Origin of the sequence: Streptomyces sp. NPDC048270, assembly GCF_040652335.1 — a bacterium.
Lineage (GTDB): Bacteria > Actinomycetota > Actinomycetes > Streptomycetales > Streptomycetaceae > Streptomyces.
The window spans coordinates 161257-177137 of the sequence record NZ_JBEZLV010000012.1 but is presented as its reverse complement, the minus strand read 5'-3'; the positions used below and the strand labels follow the sequence as shown (position 1 = coordinate 177137).

Annotated in this window: 12 protein-coding genes; 4 read left to right on the top strand and 8 right to left on the bottom strand. The window is 71.8% G+C overall.

Annotated elements, in window-relative coordinates:
* Positions 1-351: 351 nt before the first annotated feature.
* On the bottom strand, positions 352-2391 hold the full coding sequence (locus tag AB0D66_RS14045) for a CocE/NonD family hydrolase (protein WP_362301583.1): 2040 nt from the start codon (positions 2389-2391) through the stop codon (positions 352-354).
* A 12-nt stretch (positions 2392-2403) separates the two neighbouring features.
* The gene (locus tag AB0D66_RS14040; RefSeq protein ID WP_362301580.1) at positions 2404-3909 is read right to left on the bottom strand and encodes a peptide MFS transporter; all 1506 of its coding nucleotides are present in this window, start codon (positions 3907-3909) and stop codon (positions 2404-2406) included.
* 202 nt (positions 3910-4111) lie between these two features.
* Between AB0D66_RS14040 and AB0D66_RS14035 the strand changes: the two genes are divergently transcribed.
* From AB0D66_RS14035 to AB0D66_RS14020, 4 genes are all read left to right on the top strand, one after another.
* Complete coding sequence (locus AB0D66_RS14035; protein WP_362301577.1) at positions 4112-5122, top strand: polyprenyl synthetase family protein; 1011 nt, start codon at positions 4112-4114, stop codon at positions 5120-5122.
* 244 nt (positions 5123-5366) lie between these two features.
* Positions 5367-6566, top strand: a complete 1200-nt coding sequence (locus AB0D66_RS14030) for a DUF2092 domain-containing protein (RefSeq protein WP_362301574.1) — start codon at positions 5367-5369, stop codon at positions 6564-6566.
* 107 nt (positions 6567-6673) lie between these two features.
* Positions 6674-6877, top strand: coding sequence for a ribbon-helix-helix domain-containing protein (locus AB0D66_RS14025; RefSeq protein WP_225884906.1), 204 nt, complete (start codon positions 6674-6676; stop codon positions 6875-6877).
* Entirely contained in the window at positions 6874-7284 is a 411-nt protein-coding gene (locus AB0D66_RS14020) for a hypothetical protein (RefSeq protein WP_244291277.1), read from the top strand. Before AB0D66_RS14025 ends, AB0D66_RS14020 begins: the two co-directional genes overlap by 4 nt.
* Here the strand turns inward: AB0D66_RS14020 and AB0D66_RS14015 are convergent.
* The 6 genes from AB0D66_RS14015 to AB0D66_RS13990 all read right to left on the bottom strand — a co-directional run bounded on the left by AB0D66_RS14015 (position 7281) and on the right by AB0D66_RS13990 (position 15324).
* Positions 7281-8597, bottom strand: a complete 1317-nt coding sequence (locus AB0D66_RS14015; protein WP_362301570.1) for a M28 family metallopeptidase — start codon at positions 8595-8597, stop codon at positions 7281-7283. The two genes, AB0D66_RS14020 and AB0D66_RS14015, sit on opposite strands and share 4 nt — an antisense overlap.
* Positions 8598-8841: 244 nt before the next feature.
* The gene (gene rarD / locus AB0D66_RS14010) at positions 8842-9786 is read right to left on the bottom strand and encodes an EamA family transporter RarD (protein WP_362301567.1); all 945 of its coding nucleotides are present in this window, start codon (positions 9784-9786) and stop codon (positions 8842-8844) included.
* 196 nt (positions 9787-9982) lie between these two features.
* Positions 9983-11050: a 2-oxoacid:ferredoxin oxidoreductase subunit beta gene (locus AB0D66_RS14005; protein ID WP_362301565.1), complete on the bottom strand. Its 1068-nt coding sequence runs from the start codon at positions 11048-11050 to the stop codon at positions 9983-9985.
* Positions 11043-12989 carry a 2-oxoacid:acceptor oxidoreductase subunit alpha gene (locus AB0D66_RS14000; protein WP_362301562.1) on the bottom strand — a complete coding sequence of 649 codons (1947 nt, stop codon included), beginning with the start codon at positions 12987-12989 and terminating at the stop codon, positions 11043-11045. Before AB0D66_RS14000 ends, AB0D66_RS14005 begins: the two co-directional genes overlap by 8 nt.
* 145 nt (positions 12990-13134) lie before the next feature.
* On the bottom strand, positions 13135-13794 hold the full coding sequence (locus AB0D66_RS13995; RefSeq protein ID WP_362301602.1) for a response regulator transcription factor: 660 nt from the start codon (positions 13792-13794) through the stop codon (positions 13135-13137).
* A gap of 204 nt (positions 13795-13998) precedes the next feature.
* On the bottom strand, positions 13999-15324 hold the full coding sequence (locus tag AB0D66_RS13990; RefSeq protein ID WP_362301560.1) for a sensor domain-containing protein: 1326 nt from the start codon (positions 15322-15324) through the stop codon (positions 13999-14001).
* Positions 15325-15881 lie beyond the last annotated feature (557 nt).

The following is a 15881-nucleotide window of genomic DNA, read 5'->3' as shown; positions in this document are numbered from 1 at the left end:
CCCCGGCCCACGGAACCGGTGGCCCGCCAGGGCCATTGACCGCGCGGCCCCGGCCCACGGAACCGGTGGCCCGCCAGGGCCATTGACCGCGCGGCCCCGGCCCACGGAACCGGTGGCCCGCCAGGGCCATTGACCGCGCGGCTCAGGTCCACGGAACGGGGTCCCGGCCAGGGCCATTGACCGCGCAGCCCCGGCCCACGGAACCGGTAGCCCGCCAGGGCCATTGGCCGCGCGGCCCCGGCCCACGGAACCGGTGGCCCGCCAGGGCGACTGGCCGCGCGGCCCAGGTCCACGGAACCGGGACCCGGCCCGGGCGCCGGGCGCTGGGCGCGCAGCCCAAGGCCGAGCCGGTCAGCCCGCCGTGCGCGGCAGCCGGCGTTCCCACGTGCGGTGGAAGACCACCTCGCCCCCCTCCCGGCACACCACCTCGTTCGACGTCAGGAAGCCGCCCTCGTCGCACGAGATCTCCGACCGCGTCTCGACCCGCACGTCCCAGCCCCGCTCCGGCCGGTGCAGCCGGATCGACCAGTCCGAGCGGGTCCGCGCCGACAGCGGGTCCGCGTCCTGGATCTCGTACACCTCCAGCGCGTCCTCGCTGAACTCCAGGCCGTCCGGGTACACCCGCGTGCCCCCGTACCGGGGATCCACTTCCAGCCGCCACGTCCCGCGCGCCACGTCCCGTACGACCAGCCGCTCCGGCCGCGGTTCGTCGAGCGTGGCCGGGAACGCGACCCCCAGCGGCTCGGCCTGCTCCGGCGCCTCGAACAGGACCCCCTCGTCCGCCACGGCGGCCCCGGCCCCGGCCCCGGCCCCGGCCCCGGCCCCGGCCACGCGCACCGGCAGCGTCAGCGCGCTGCCCGCCGGGTCCAGGGTCCAGCCCGCCTCGGAGCCCGCCCGCGGCCAGATCCACGGCCAGTACGCGGACGAGACGGCGAGCCGGATGCGGTGCCCCGGCGCGAAGGCGTGGCCGATGCCGTTCAGCTCGAAGGTGACGTCCTCGTACGAGCCCACCGGCCACGGCACGGCCCGGTCCCGGCCCTGACGGGCGGACAGGTTCAGCGCGCCCCGGGTGACCAGCGTCGAGGAGCCGTCGGGCGCGACATCGCACAGCCGGGCCACCGCCTGCCCGTACGGCACGTCCAGCCGCAGCCGCAGCGTCACCGACGGCCGTCCCAGGATCTCCACCGGCGCCCCGTCGGCCACCGGGAACTCGAAGCACGCCGACTTCGCGTCCTCCTCCCGCTGGTCCGGCGGCAGGTCGGCGTCGTTGCCGAAGGGGAAGAAGCGGCCCGCGTCCAGGCCGGTGTGCTGCGGGGAGGCGACGGCCACCGGGGCGCCCTGGAACCCGTACGAGACCGGGATCACCGACGGCGAGGGCCAGGCCTTCTCCCCGGCCCAGCGGCCGGGGAGCTCCCCGTACGAGGTCGCCGGCGGGTGCGATTCGCTGATCCAGGAGCGGAGCAGCGGCTCGTCCAGTACGCCGTTCTCCTCGCCGCGCAGCCAGTGGTCCCACCAGCGCAGGGTCTCCTGGAGGAAGCCGATGGAGGGGCCGGGCGGCAGCCCGCGGTCCGGGTACTGGTGGGACCAGGGCCCGATCAGGCCGCGCACCCGGGACGCCGGCAGCGCGGAGACCAGCCGCAGCACGGTGTCCCGGTAGGGGTCGTGCCAGCCGCCCACCGCGAGGACGGCCGCGCCGATCGCGGAGTAGTCCTCGCAGACGCTGCCGTGGCGCCAGTACGCGTCGCGGGTCTGGTGCGAGAGCCAGGTGTGGATCAGCGGTTCGACCGATTCCAGCCGGTCCAGCCACTGCTGCCGCCAGCCGTCGCCGGCGTACTCCGGGTCCGGCGGGCGGGAGGCGAAGGCGAGCATGGTGGCCGCCCACGCGTGCATGTCCACGGCCAGCACGGAGCCGCCCATGTAGTGCACGTCGTTGTCGTACCGGTCGTCCGTCGAGCACACGGTGACGACCGCCTTCAGCGGCTCGGGGGCCAGGGCGGCGATCTGCAGGGAGTTGAAGCCGCCCCAGGAGATCCCGAACATCCCCACCGAGCCGGTGCACCACGGCTGCTCCGCCAGCCACTCGATCACCGCGACCCCGTCGGCGAGCTCACGGGCGTCGTACTCGTCACCCGGGCGGCCGCCGCTGCACCCGTGGCCGCGTACGTCCACGCGGACCGAGGCGTAGCCGTGGCCGGCGTACCAGGGGTGGCGCTGCCAGTCGCGGGGCGCGGTCCAGTCGGTGAGCCGGTACGGGAGGTACTCCAGCAGCGCCGGCACGGGCTCCCCGGTGACCGGGCGCCAGATCCGGGCGTAGAGCTCCACCCCGTCGGCCATCGGGATCCGGACGTCCTCGCGGGTGGTCTCGTACGGGAAATCGGTGCGGATGATCATTCGGCAACCACCTCAGTGGACGGGGTGCATCGTGCGCCGCAGCCAGGGCGCGAGGGCGATCACGGCCAGGCCCGCGGCCACCGCGATACCGCCGTTGACGCCGAAGTACACGGGGTTGGACACCTCGCCGTAGAGCTTGACCACCTGTGCCTGGATGCCGTTGGCGAGCGCCAGGGAGAGGAACCACAGGGCCATCGTCTGGCTGCTGAAGGCCTTGGGGGCGAGTTTGCTGGTGGCCGACATGCCGGAGGTCTCCAGCAGGACGTCGCCGAGCCCGAGCAGCAGGTAGGAGCCGACGATCCACCAGGCGGCCATCCGGTAGGCGTCCCCGCCGTGCCCCGAGGTCGGGACGACCATCAGGAGGAAGGACAGGCCGCCCAGGACCACCCCGATGGCGATCTTGTTGGAGGCGTGCGGCTGGCGGTGGCCCATGCGCGCCCACAGCGCGGCGACGACCGGGGCCAGCAGCACCTCGAAGGCGCCCAGCGCGGAGGCGTACCAGCTCGCCGGGAAGTCGAAGCCCAGGATGGTGGTCCGGGCGTTGGTGGAGGCCAGCAGCATCATCGTCGAGTAGGCCTGGAAGAGGATGAAGTTGAAGGCGACCGAGGCCAGGAAGAGGACCGCGTACGGGCGCAGCCGCCCGCGCTCGGCGGCCGTCACCCGCGGGCTGCGGAACATGACGGCGAAGTAGACCACCGGGGCGATCACGGACACGAGGGTGAGCAGGTCGACGAACCGGCCCATCGTCAGCCGGCCGGTGAGGGCCAGCAGGGTGGCGAGCGCGGCGAAGGCGAGGCAGCCGCCGATGATCTTCGTCACGGCGGCGCGCATCGCCCGGGGCGCCAGCGCGTACTCGGCGGAGTGCTTGCGTCCGGCCAGGTGGCGGCGGCCGAGGACGTACTGGACCAGGCCGGCGGTCATCCCGATGGCGGCGGCGGAGAACCCCCAGTGCCAGCCCTGGTGCTCGCCGAGCCAGCCGGTGATCAGCGGTCCGGCGAAGGCCCCGATGTTGATGCCCATGTAGTAGAGGGCGAAGCCCGCGTCGCGCCGGTCGTCGTCGGTCCGGTAGAGCTTGCCGACCATGCTGGCCACGTTCGGCTTGAGCAGGCCGGTCCCCGCGCTGATCAGGCCGAGGCCCACCCAGGTCATCGCGGCCGTCGGCACGGCCATGGCGTAGTGGCCGCAGGCGATGAGGATGCCGCCCCAGAGCACGGCGCGGTACGAACCGAGGATGCGGTCGGCGAGCCATCCGCCGGCGACGGAGACGAGGTAGACCATGGTCCCGTAGGCCGCCGAGACGGAGGCCGCGGTGCCCGGGTTCATCCCCAGGCCGCCGTTCGCGACCGCGTCCGCGAAGTAGAGGACGAGGATGGCCTGCATGCCCAGGAACGAGAACCGCTCCCAGACCTCCAGCCCGGACAGGGTCGCGAGCCCCCGGGGGTGGCCGAGGAAGGCGTGGTCGTCGCCGGGCGGCGGCTGGTCGGCCTCCGGATCCGGGGGCTCCTCTACATCGGTCACAGTTCTGGACAAAACGGATTCTCCGGTTGATTCGGCTCCTCAAGAACATACCGGTGCGCTTCGGGCGGTGCGCGGGTGGCGACCGGACAGGCGCTCTCGGTGATCGAAAACAGACCCGATACGCTGGGTTGAGTGATGGCAGCGACACATCGACAATCCAGGTGATCGTCTACGTGATCGTCAGCAGACAGGAGTACCCCTCGTGACCGTCGTCGGGCCGTTCGGACTGAGCGTGCGGGACCAGGCTCTTGAGACCGATGTCCAGGCCGGACTGGCCGCCGTCGAGGCGGGTCTGCTGGAAGCCACCAAGAGCGAAGTCCCCTTCATCACCGAGGCCGCACAGCATCTGGTGCGGGCCGGTGGCAAGCGTTTCCGCCCGCTGCTGGTGATGCTGGCGTCGCGGTTCGGCGATCCCTACGCGCCCGGGATCGTGCCGTCCGCGGTGGTCGTGGAGCTGACGCACCTGGCCACCCTCTACCACGACGACGTCATGGACGAGGCGGACGTGCGCCGCGGGGTGGAGAGCGCGAACGCCCGCTGGGGCAACTCGGTGGCCGTCCTGACGGGTGACTTCCTGTTCGCCCGTGCTTCGCACATCCTGGCCGACCTCGGGCCCGAGGCCGTGCGCATCCAGGCCGAGGCCTTCGAGCGGCTGGTGACCGGCCAGATCCTCGAGACGGCCGGCCCGCGCGACGGCCGCGACCCGGTCGCGCACTACCTCGACGTCATCGCCGGCAAGACCGGCTCGCTGATCGCCGTCTCCGGCCGCTTCGGCGCGCTGATGTCCGGCGCCGACGAGTCGGTCGTCGACATCCTGACCCAGTACGGCGAGCGGCTCGGCACCGCCTTCCAGCTCGCCGACGACGTCCTGGACATCGCCTCCGACGCGCACGAGTCCGGCAAGACCCCCGGCACCGACCTGCGCGAGGGCATCCCGACCCTGCCCGTGCTGCGGCTGCGCGAGATGGCCGCCCGCGACGGCGCCCCGGAGGACCTGGACCTCGTACGGCTCCTGGACGGGGACCTGACGGACGACGCCCGCCACGCCGAGGTGCTCACCCGGCTGCGGGCGCACCCCGCGCTGGAGCGGGCCCGCCGCGACACCATCCGCTACGCGCAGGACGCGCGGGCCACGCTCGCGCCGCTGCCGGAGTGCTTCGCGAAGTCGGCGCTGGAAGAGCTCTGCGACGCCGTGGTCCACCGGGCGGGTTAGCCCCCGCCTTCGCCCCGCGGGGGCGGCAGCTTGATCGGAACGGGCCCTTCCGCCCCGCGACCCCTACGGGTCGGGGGAGGAGGGCCTGTTGCGTGTCATCCCACGGTCGTACGCTCAGTTGCGTCCGGGGACTGACGCTTCCGGGCCGCCGTTTTGGTCAGATGGAGTCATCAAACCCCACCAGATCGGGTGAGCGCGGCGACACGGGGGTCGCCGCCGTCGACACAGAGGGCAGGGCACTGACATGTCAGCGAACACGAAGACTTCTCGCAAGGTCGCCCGGTACGCCGTACCGGTCGCGGTGGCAGGTGTGGCCGCGGCGACCGTCGCGATGGTCCCGGCCTTCGCCAACGCCGGCGGACCCGACCTTCCGAAGGTGACGGCGCAGCAGCTCATCGAGAAGATCGCCGCCTCGGATGTGCAGGAGCTCTCCGGCACGGCCAAGATCAGCACCGACCTCGGTCTGCCGAAGATCGCCGGCGGCCTGCTCGGCGGCGGCAGCGGCGTCGCCTCGGGCTCGGCGGCCCCGGAGGACAAGGTCGCGCAGCTGGCGAACGGGACGCACACCTTCCGGGTCGCGGCCGACGGCCCGGACCGCCAGAAGCTGACCTTCCTGGACGGCAAGGACGAGTACAGCCTGATCCACAACGGCGCCGACGTGTGGGGCTACGCCTCCAAGTCGAACGAGGTCTTCCACGAGAAGGACGCCGCGGGCGCGCCGGAGCACGAGAAGAAGACGGCCGACCGCCTCGCCGCCTCGCCCCAGCAGCTGGCCGAGGAGGTCCTGAAGGCCGCCGGCACGACCACGGACGTCGGTGTGGGCGACACGGCCCAGGTGGCCGGCCGGGACGCCTACCAGCTGGTGCTCAAGCCCAAGCAGGCCGGTTCCACGGTCGGCTCGATCCAGATCGCGGTCGACGCCAAGAACGGCGTGCCGCTGCGCGTGCAGCTGCTGTCCTCCCAGGGCGGCAAGCCGATCGTGGACGCGGGCTTCACCAAGGTGGACTTCGCCAAGCCGTCCGCCGACACCTTCGCGTTCACCCCGCCCAAGGGCGCCAAGGTGACCGAGGGCGCCGACGGGGCCGGCAAGGGCGAGCACGGCAAGGAGTTCAAGGCGCTGGAGTCCTTCCCGGGCCTGGACGCCCTCACCGGCGGTGCGAACGGCAAGGGCGAGGTGAAGGTCCTCGGCGAGGGCTGGGCCACGGTGGCGCAGATCAGCACCGGGGCCGGCCAGAACCTCAAGGACCTGGAGAACGACAAGAACGCGCCGAAGGAGGCGAAGCAGTTCCTCGACTCCCTCGGTGACAAGGTCTCCGGGAAGTTCGGCGAGGGCCGCATCTTCTCCACCCGCCTGGTCAACGCGCTGATCACGGACGACGGCAAGGTCTACGTCGGCGCGGTCACCAAGGACCAGCTGGTGAAGACGGCCGACTCGGCCAAGTAGCCCGCCGGGCCGCCAGAACGCCGGAAGGGTGGGCGGGGACTGTGTCCCTGCCCACCCTTCCGGCGTTCCCGTACCCCGTACAGCAGGGCCGCTGTACGGTGTTGGGCATGTCGAGACACGTCACCATCCGCCTGGACGAAGAGTTCCACGAACGCCTGAAGGCGCGCGCGGCGGCGCTGGGCACGACGGTCACCGCGCTGATCACCGAGGTCACGGAACGCGAACTCGACGAGGACCGGAAGAACTTCCTGTCCGGTATCGAGGAGTTCGCCGACCACTGGGGCTACTTCCAGGAGCGTTTCGGCAATTGAAGATCACCATGGAGTGGGCCTGGACCGCTCTGGCCCACCATCTCCCGTCCGATCCCGCCGTATGGGACCCCTCCGGGGTGGCCGCCGCGGTCGCCCGGCACCAGAACGACCTCGTCCTGGTGCCCGAACAGCCCGCCCCGGACACCGCGTGGCGGGCCGCCGCGTTTCTGCACACCCTCGCGGTGTGCCCGGCGCTGGAGTCCCCGATGAACGAGTTCTACGCCGCCGCCGCGACCCGCTCGTACCTGCGCGTGGCCGGGGCCAGGCAGCTGCCCTCGCCCGAGGTGCTGGGCGATCTGGTCGAAGCGGCGAAGCTGGGCCTCGCCGACATCGGGGCGGTGGCCGAGGAGCTGCGGGCCCGCATACAGGACCCGCAGCCCGCCTCGCGCGGTTCCGACCGGCGCTAGAAGGTGATCTTCCAGCTGTTGATGTAGCCGACGTCCTGCGCGGCCGCGTCCCTCACCCGCAGGTTCCAGGTCCCGTTGGCCACCTCGGAGGAGGCGTTCACGGTGTAGGACTGGACGAGGTTGTCGGCGCTGCCGCCGCTGCGGTTGTGCAGGTTGTAGACGGTGCCGTCGGGGGCGACCAGGTCGACGATCAGGTCGCCGCGGTAGGTGTGGACGATGTTCACGTCCACCTTGGTGGTGGCCGGGGCGTTGCCCGCGACACCCGAGGCCGTCACCGGCGAGCTCACCGCGGCACCGGGGGAGTCCGGGATGTTCACGTCCGCCGTGTTCTCGAAGGACTTGCCCGGCGGGACCGGGGTGGCCGCGCCGAGGTTCCAGATCGCGTAGGCGACGGCGTCGGAGTTGCGGTCCAGGGCGGTGTCGTTGATGTTCGCCGTGTTGTCGCACGAGGAGTGGTAGCAGCGGTCGAAGGCCTGACCGGCCGTGCCGCCCCACTTCTGCGCCTGCGCCGAGGACTTCGTGTTGCTGGCGCCGGTGAACAGGCCGCCGACCGGGATGCCCACGTTCTTGAACGAGGCGTGGTCCGAGCGGCCGTCGCCCTCGGTCTCGATCTCGGTCGGCACGCCGAGGCCCGCGTAGTAGTTCTTGAAGGTCTGCTCGATGGTCGGGTCGTCGTCGTAGACGAAGTAGCCCGGGTTCGGCGAGCCGATCATGTCGAAGTTCAGGTATCCGGAGAACTTCGCGCGCTCGGCGGCCGGCAGGTTGTTCACGTAGTACTTCGAGCCGATCAGGCCCAGCTCCTCCGCGCCCCACCAGCCGAACCGCAGGTGCTTCGTCGGCTGGAGGCCGGCCCGGGAGACGGCCAGGGCCGTCTCCAGCACGGCCGCGCTGCCGGAGCCGTTGTCGTTGATGCCCGCGCCCGAGGACACCGAGTCCAGGTGCGCGCCCGCCATCAGGACCGAGTTCGGGTCGCCGCCCGGCCAGTCGGCTATCAGGTTGTAGCCGGTGGCGCCGCTGGAGGTGAAGGTCTGCAGGGTGGTCGTGAAGCCGGCCGCGTCGAGCTTGGCCTTCACGTAGTCGATCGACGCCTTGTAGCCGGCCCGGCCGTGGGCGCGGTTGCCGCCGTTGTTGGCGGCGATGGTCGACAGCTGCGTGAGGTGGGCCTTGACGTTGGCCAGCGGGATGTCGGGCGGCGTCGGCGCCGCGGCGACCGCCGTCGGGGCGGCCAGCGCGGCGGGAGTGGTGGCGGCGAACAGGCCGGCGACCGCGAACGCGGTCACGGCGGCGAGGCGCCGGGAGACGGACAGGCTCATGTGGGGGCTCCGGGATTCCGCGGGGATGTGACGGAACTATGGGATAGAGCGGGTGAGCGATAGTGCGTCTGTGCGAGCCCGATGGTCAGTGAGAGCGTGACGGTCCGTCAAGACCACAATTCGGTCAGGGTGGTTCGGAAAACGGACGATCCCCGCTACGGGGGTTCCGTAACGGGGATCGTGGGGGCCGGGTGCCCGGTGGTGCGGGCTCCGTACGGGCCCTGCGCGGGCCCTTGGGCGATCGTCAGGCGGGCTCGCGGGCCGGCGCGGAGACGGGCGGCATCGCGGCTGCGAGCGCGGCCCGCGAGCGGCGGGCGCGGCCCAGCGCGTCCCAGGTCAGGAGCGCGAGCGCGGCCCACACCAGGGAGAATCCGGCCCACCGCTCGGGCGGCATCGCCTCGTGGAAGTAGAGGACGCCGAGCCCGAACTGGAACACCGGAGCCAGGTACTGGAGCAGTCCCAGGGTGGACAGCGGTACCCGGATCGCCGCCGCCCCGAAGAACACCAGCGGGATCGCGGTGACGAGCCCGGTCGAGGCCAGCAGGAGCGAGTGTCCGGCGCCCTGCGAGGCGAAGGTGGACTGGCCCTGCGCGCCGAGCCAGAGCAGATAGCCGAGGGCGGGCAGGAACAGCACGGCCGTCTCGGCGGTCAGCGACTCCAGGCCGCCCATGTTGAGCTTCTTCTTGATCAGCCCGTACGTGGCGAAGGAGCAGGCCAGGACCAGCGAGATCCACGGCGGGCGCCCGTAGCCGATGGCGAGCACGAGGACCGCGGCGAAGCTGATGCCGACCGCCACCCACTGAGCCCGGCGCAGCCGCTCGCCGAGCACCAGCACGCCCATCGCGATGCTGACCAGCGGATTGATGAAGTAGCCGAGGCTCGCCTCGACCACGTGGCCGTTGTTGACCGACCAGATGTACAGGCCCCAGTTCACCGTGATCACCGAGGCGGCGAGCGTGGTCAGCGCGAGCTTGCGGGGCTCGCGCAGCAGCTGCCGTATCCAGCCCCAGCGGCGCAGCGCGAGCAGCGCCAGGCCGACCACGGCCAGCGACCACACCATGCGGTGGGCCAGGATCTCGATGGCGCCGGAGGGCTGGAGCAGCGGCCAGAAGAGCGGGACGAGCCCCCACATCCCATACGCGCCGAATCCGTAGAACAACCCCGCGCGCTGGTCGGTCTCTGCCTTCACGGGGCCTCCTGTACGACTTTCAGCCAACCTCTCGACGGTAGCGCCGTACGACCCGGATGTCATGCCCGTTCACACGAGATACTCATGACATCTGGAGGAACCCCCAGGAACCCCCGGGAGCGCCGGGGAACGCGGCGGAGCCCGGACCTCCTCAGAGGACCGGGCTCCGCTCGGGCGCGCGCCGTACGGGGGCGGGTCAGCCCACGACCGTCCACGTGTCGCTGCCGGCCAGCAGGCCGGCCAGGTCCCCCTTGCCCTTGCGGTCGACGGCCGTGTCGAGCTGCTCGGACATCAGGGTGTCGTAGACGGGCCGCTCGACGCTCCGGAACACCCCGATGGGGGTCTGGTGGAGGGTGTCGGGGTCGGCCAGCCGTGACAGCGCGAACGCGGTGGTCGGGCTGGCCCCGTACGCGTCGTGGACCACGATCCGCGCCTCGTTCTCGGGGGTGACCGTGACCACCTGGAGGTCACCGGTGACCGGATCCCGGACGACGCCCTTGCGGCCGTCGGTGCCGAACCGGATCGGCTGCCCGTGCTCCAGCCGGATCACGGCCTCCTGCGCCTGGTCCTTGTCCTTCAGGACCTCGAAGGCGCCGTCGTTGAAGATGTTGCAGTTCTGGTAGATCTCCACCAGCGCCGTGCCCTGGTGGTCGGCGGCCGCGCGCAGCACCTCGGTGAGGTGCTTGCGGTCGGAGTCCACCGTCCGCGCCACGAAGGAGGCCTCCGCCCCGATGGCCAGGGACACCGGGTTGAAGGGCGCGTCCAGCGAGCCCATCGGGGTCGACTTGGTGATCTTGCCGACCTCGGAGGTGGGGGAGTACTGCCCCTTCGTCAGACCGTAGATCCGGTTGTTGAACAGCAGGATCTTGAGGTTGACGTTGCGCCGCAGGGCGTGGATGAGGTGGTTCCCGCCGATGGAGAGGGCGTCCCCGTCGCCGGTGACGACCCAGACCGACAGGTCGCGGCGGGAGGTGGCCAGACCCGTGGCGATGGCCGGGGCGCGGCCGTGGATGGAGTGCATCCCGTACGTGTTCATGTAGTACGGGAAGCGGGAGGAGCAGCCGATGCCGGAGACGAAGACGATGTTCTCCTTCGCGAGGCCGAGATCGGGCATGAAGCCCTGCACGGCCGCGAGGACGGCGTAGTCGCCGCAGCCGGGGCACCAGCGGACCTCCTGGTCCGACTTGAAGTCCTTCGCCGACTGCGCGGCCTCGGCCTTCGGAACCAGCGACAGCAGGGTCGGGGCGTCGGTCACCTCAGTCATTGATGGCCTCCTCAAGAACCTTCGCGAGCTGCTCCGCCTTGAACGGCATTCCGTTGACCTGGTTGTACGACTGGGCGTCCACCAGGTATTTCGCCCGGATCAGGGTGGCGAGCTGCCCGAGGTTCATCTCCGGCACCACTACCTTCTGGTAACGCTTCAGGACCTCTCCGAGATTCCTCGGGAAGGGGTTGAGGTGGCGCAGGTGGGCCTGGGCGACCGGGTGGCCGGCCGTGCGCAGGCGCCGGACCGCGGCCGTGATCGGCCCGTAGGTGGAGCCCCAGCCCAGGACGAGGGTGCGGGCCCGGTCGGGGTCGTCGACCTCCAGGTCGGGGACCAGGATGCCGTCGACCTTGGCCTGGCGGGTGCGGACCATCAGGTCGTGGTTGGCGGGGTCGTACGAGATGTTGCCGGTGCCGTCCTGCTTCTCGATGCCGCCGATGCGGTGCTCGAGACCGGGCGTGCCGGGGACCGCCCAGGGGCGGGCCAGGGTCTCGGGGTCGCGCTTGTAGGGCCAGAACACCTCGGTGCCGTCCGCCAGCACGTGGTTGGGGCCGGCGGCGAACTGGGTCGTGAGGTCGGGCAGGTCGGCGATGTCGGGGATCCGCCAGGGCTCGGACCCGTTGGCGAGGTAGCCGTCCGAGAGCAGGAAGACCGGGGTCCGGTAGGTCAGCGCGATCCGGGCCGCGTCCAGGGCGGCGTCGAAGCAGTCCGCCGGGGTGCGCGGGGCGACGATCGGCACCGGGGCCTCGCCGTTGCGCCCGTACATGGCCTGGAGCAGGTCGGCCTGCTCCGTCTTGGTCGGCAGGCCGGTGGAGGGGCCGCCGCGCTGGATGTCCACGATCAGCAGCGGCAGCTCGAGGGAGACGGCCAGCCCGATCGCCTCGGACTTCAGGGCGACCCCGGGTCCGGAGGTGGTGGTCACGCCCAGGGCCCCGCCGAACGCGGCACCCAGGGCCGCGCCGATGCCCGCGATCTCGTCCTCGGCCTGGAAGGTGCGCACGCCGAAGTTCTTGTGCCGGCTCAGCTCGTGCAGGATGTCCGAGGCCGGGGTGATCGGGTAGGAGCCCAGGTAGAGCGGCAGGTCCGCCTGCCGGCTCGCGGCGATCAGGCCGTAGGACAGGGCCAGGTTCCCCGAGATGTTGCGGTAGGTGCCGGTCGGGAAGGCCCGGGTGGCCGGGGCGACCTCGTAGGAGACCGCGAAGTCCTCCGTCGTCTCCCCGAAGTTCCAGCCCGCGCGGAACGCGGCCACGTTCGCCTCGGCGATGTGCGGCTTCTTCGCGAACTTCTGCCGCAGGAAGCTCTCCGTACCCTCCGTCGGCCGGTGGTACATCCAGGACAGCAGGCCCAGCGCGAACATGTTCTTGCTGCGCTCGGCCTCCTTGCGGGAGAGCCCGAAGTCCTTCAGCGCCTCGACCGTGAGGGTGGTCAGCGGGACGGGGTGGAGGTTGTAGGCGGCCAGTGAGCCGTCCTCGAGGGGGGAGGTCTGGTAGCCGACCTTGGCCATCGGGCGCTTGGTGAACTCGTCCGTGTTGACGATGATCTCCGCGCCGCGCGGCACGTCGGCGATGTTCGCCTTCAGGGCCGCCGGGTTCATCGCGACCAGCACGTTAGGGGCGTCCCCGGGCGTGAGGATGTCGTGGTCGGCGAAGTGCAGCTGGAAGGAGGACACGCCCGGCAGGGTTCCGGCGGGGGCGCGGATCTCGGCGGGGAAGTTCGGGAGGGTCGAGAGGTCGTTCCCGAACGACGCCGTCTCCGAGGTGAACCGGTCACCGGTGAGTTGCATACCGTCACCGGAGTCACCCGCGAAGCGGATGATCACACGGTCAAGACGGCGTACTTCCTTGCCGCCCGGGCTCGCCGGGGTGCGCTGCCCTGCGACAACCGCACCCCCAGCCCCGTCGGCCTGCTCGTCGGCTGGGCTACTGACCTGGCTGGTCACTGAACTGGACCTCCTTCGAGGCGTGGGCACCCCCAGAACCAACCCTACGACGGTCAGCTCTTCCGGGGCGGCCACATTCTGGACCGTTGGACCGCCCTTCGAGACGGCCCGACCGGTATGCCGTATCTGACAGAGTGTCAGTCGATCAAGATTTCAGATAGGTGAGAACGGCCAGTACACGCCGGTGATCCCCGTCACTCGGCGACAGGCCCAACTTCATGAAGATGTTGCTGACGTGCTTCTCCACCGCTCCGTCGCTCACGACCAGCTGCTTCGCCACGGCGGAATTCGTGCGTCCTTCGGCCATCAGGCCCAGTACCTCGCGCTCGCGCGGCGTCAGCCCCGCCAGCACGTCCTGCTTCCGGCTGCGCCCGAGCAGCTGGGCGACGACCTCGGGGTCCAGGGCGGTGCCGCCCCGGGCCACCCGCACCACCGCGTCCAGGAACTCGCGCACCTCGGCCACCCGGTCCTTGAGCAGGTACCCCACCCCGGTGCTGGAACCGGCCAGCAGTTCGGTGGCGTACTGCTCCTCCACGTACTGGGACAGCACCAGCACCCCGACCCCGGGGTACTCGCGGCGCAGCCGTACGGCGGCCCGCACGCCCTCGTCGGTGTGCGTCGGCGGCATCCGCACGTCGGCCACCACCACGTCCGGCAGCTCGTCCTGCGCGGCGAGCTCCGACACGGTCTTGAGCAGGGCCTCCGCGTCCCCGACGCCCGCCACGACGTCATGCCCCCGGTCGGTCAGCAGCCGGGTCAGGCCCTCACGCAGCAGCACCGAATCCTCGGCGATGACCACCCGCACCCTGTCTTCCACGATTCAGCAGCTCCCGCGTCCACTCATCCCGCACTCCCTGACCCAGCCAAGCATCCCAGCCTCGAGGCCGGATCCAGGCTGGGCCGGGACAACGAGTGGGCGCGCGGGGGAGTTTCAGCCCGCGCGGGGAGGTGGAACGCAGAAGTCCGGGCCGATGGGCCCGGACCTGGGGTGCGTCTGCCAGGGGGGTCCTCAGACCCGCCAGGGAAGCTCGGCGGTCACCGTCGTCCCCACGCCCTCGGGGGAGTCCACGACGAGGATCCCGTCCACGGCGTCCAGCCGCTCGGCCAGCCCGGCCAGTCCGGTCCCGCCGCCGGCGGCGCCGGCGGCCCGGTCGCCCATGGCCGCCCCGCCCCGGCCGTCGTCGGAGACCTGGACCAGCAGCCGCTGCCCGGACTTCCACACCTCCACGGCGGCGACCCTGGCCCGCGCGTGCCTGCTGACGTTCTGCAGCAGCTCCGAGACCGTGAAGTACGCGATCCCCTCGATCGCCGCCGTCGGACGGGCCGGCAGATCCACCGCCACCTTCACCGGAACGGCGCACCGCGCCGCCACCGACGACAGCGCCGCGTCCAGCCCCCGGTCGGTCAGCACCGCCGGATGGATCCCGCGCGCCAGGTCCCGCAGCTCCTGCAGGGCGATCTTCACCTCTCCGTGGGCCTCGTCCACCATCCGGGCGGCGGCCACCGGGTCCTCGGTCACCTTCTCCTTCGCCAGCCCCAGGTCCATCGCGAGGGCCGCCAGCCGGGCCTGCGCCCCGTCGTGCAGGTCCCGCTCGATGCGCCGCAGGTCGGCGGCGGCGGTGTCCACGACCACCCCGCGGTCGGACTCCAGCTCGGTCACCCGGCCGGCCAGCCGGGACGGCCCCAGCAGCCCGCCCACCATCACCCGGTCGACGGCGGTCAGCGCCCGGAGCACCCACGGCGTGGCGAGGGTGAAGGCCGCCCCGACCAGGAAGGTGAGGACGATCTCGGCGGGGGAGTCGAGGTAGAAGGAGTAGTCCCCGTTCTGGAAGAGCTGGAGCCCGGGCTGGTCGGTGTAGGCGGGGAAGACCCAGAACCAGAGCGGATACAGCAGCAGGGACCACCCCGTCGTCCAGAACACCAGCGCCATGCAGAAGCCGAAGACCGCCCACGGGAAGTGGATCACGGAGTACAGCACGTGCCGCCAGGCGCTCCCGCTCTTGAGCAGCGCCCCCATCGCGGACATGGCCCCGCGCTTGGGGGCCCGGATCGGCGCCGGATCGGCGACGTCGGCCCCGAGCAGGCCACGCACCCGCGCCCGCTCCAGATGACCGAACCCGCGGCACATCGCGAGCATCCCGGCGAGCACCGGGACCCCGAGGAAGGTGACGAGCAGGCCGGCGCCGAGGCTCAGGCCGGTGATGGCGAGCGAGAAGTACAGGACGCTCAGCGGCAGCCCGATCAGCAGGTACCCCAGCTCCCGCCAGGTCCTCCCGGCCACAGGAGCCCGCACCACGGCCCGGACCCCCCCGCCCGCGCCCATACCGTCATCCATCTCCGACCCCACCCTTCCCGTCTCAGCCCTACCCCTCCACCCTCCCGCCCCGCCCCCCGCCCTTCCATCCGGCCCGTCGGCGTCCCCACCGGGGGGTTAACCCCACCCCCCGAACCCCGCCCAAACCCTCCAGCCCCACCCCGAAGCCCGGGTCGGACCACACAGCCCCGCCCTCGAACCCCGGCGGGGCCGTTCCAGCCCCGCCGGCGTTTGAGGCGCGGGGCGCGGGGCGGAGCCCCGACACGGCGCGGCACCGGCTCACGTCCGCTGAGGTCGGTCTGTCGGAGCCGGGGCTCTTGCAGCCCCGCCGGCGTTTGAGGCGCGGGGCCTGGGGCGGAGCCCCGACACGGCGCGGCACCGGCTCACGTCCGCTGAGGTCGGTCTGTCGGAGCCCGGGCGATTCCAGCCCCGCCGGCGTTTGAGGCGCGGGGCCTGGGGCGGAGCCCCGACACGGCGCGGCACCGTTCCACGTCCGCTGAGGCCGGTCTGTCGGAGCCGGGGCTCTTGCAGCCCCGCCGGCGCTTGAGGCGCGGGGCCTGGGGCGGAGCCCCAGCAGC